Annotated in this window: 1 protein-coding gene and 2 pseudogenes; all 3 read left to right on the top strand. The window is 51.7% G+C overall.

Annotated elements, in window-relative coordinates; translation table 11 throughout:
• A partial coding sequence (locus tag AC1DRJ_RS28035; protein ID WP_477805004.1) for a hypothetical protein occupies positions 1–259 on the top strand: 259 nt, incomplete at its 5' end.
• 371 nt (positions 260–630) lie between these two features.
• Positions 631–861: pseudogene (locus tag AC1DRJ_RS28030) on the top strand (type 2 periplasmic-binding domain-containing protein); the annotation flags it as partial.
• Positions 862–921: 60 nt separating this feature from the next.
• Positions 922–1131 (top strand): annotated as a pseudogene (locus AC1DRJ_RS28025) (hypothetical protein).
• Positions 1132–1295: the final 164 nt, after the last annotated feature.

Below are 1295 nucleotides of genomic sequence, written 5' to 3'. Positions count from 1 at the left end.
GCCCAAGGGCCTCTGTGAGTCGGATAGCTTTTACGACTGGGCTGAATACGATTACTGCTACAACGTATGGATGCGCGATAACGCGGAGTTTGAGTTAATGAATCCACCTGAAGAGTCTACCGAAGCAGACAGAATATCGGAGGACTCCTGGTTGGATTACTTGGATCGGATGGCAGTCAAGTTCGGGGTCCGCCGGCCCGATCACCTGTTCCTGTTGCGAAGGTATGGGGCGAAGTCAGCGCAAGAGATAAAGGATTAGAAGATGGTACTCGTGACTGGTGGTGTTCATTGCGCCTTAACGGCAACACTCGGTCTGAATTGCTCATTGCTTTGTCGAACGGCCGCTTCTGGTCCAGAGTGTGTAAAAACGCATGCGCCGTATTGAAGTCTGCGTTGCTACGTAAAATCTGCTGGTGCTTGTGTAATCAACAGACTAGGAGTTTGCGTAGGAGCGCGATTATTGCTCCAGCCCCGACTGTCAAACGTGTTCTAAAACGTTTTTACACACCTCGGCCGTTTTCTGCCTGTCATGGTTACGGAACGTGCAGGTCAAGTCCGATGCAAATGGTTGGTCAGGTCGATTGCAAATGGGTGGTCAAGTCAGTGCAATTACCCACAGGGTGCGCAATGAAAAAAATCGCGGTCCTGGCATCGCCCAAACTCCTGAAAAAACGACCCATCCGGACCGCCGCGGATTTGCTGGACTGTAATTTGATCCTGTCGGAGACGACGCTGATAAAGTGGCCACAACTGTTCGCACAACATGACCTGTACGCCCCGAAGAACCTTACTTACACGCTTAGTTTTGACCGTTCCTACATGACGTTGGAGGCTGCCAGTTACGTGCTTGGATTTGCTTTGGCAGCTTGAACGGGAATAACACCMGCCTRCTACGCTGTCCTCTTCCACGGAGGAAACACTATGTCGAACGCAGATCTGCTCCCTTCCCTACTGTTCAAGATCAACGAGAACCAACTCGCTCTCGAAGCCGCGATCATGGAACTGACGCTGTAGGTCGAGCAGCGCGGATCAGCAGAGGTTGCTGGGAATGTTCGCGGTGCTTTGGACACMWTMAGYAAGAACGARRAYTTCATSAMCCTAAYGCTCGCCGTGCTGATGRCWCCCGAGTGATYGGCATCCATCTMGYTCGRACAAAAACCAWTTCATGGCACCAGTAGCGCCTCGTSGATCTCAATGGCCGGAATAGCTTCTTCCTTSCGYTTGYTGGMAAGCCAAATCCTWGTTTTGCTCACATCGARAATYTGSCCCTGCTCCATYAGCGWCAACACGAGTGC

The organism is Pseudomonas sp. P5_B2 (genome assembly GCF_056400445.1).
Note: the sequence above shows the minus strand (reverse complement) of the source record. Positions and strands in the feature narration are given on the sequence as shown.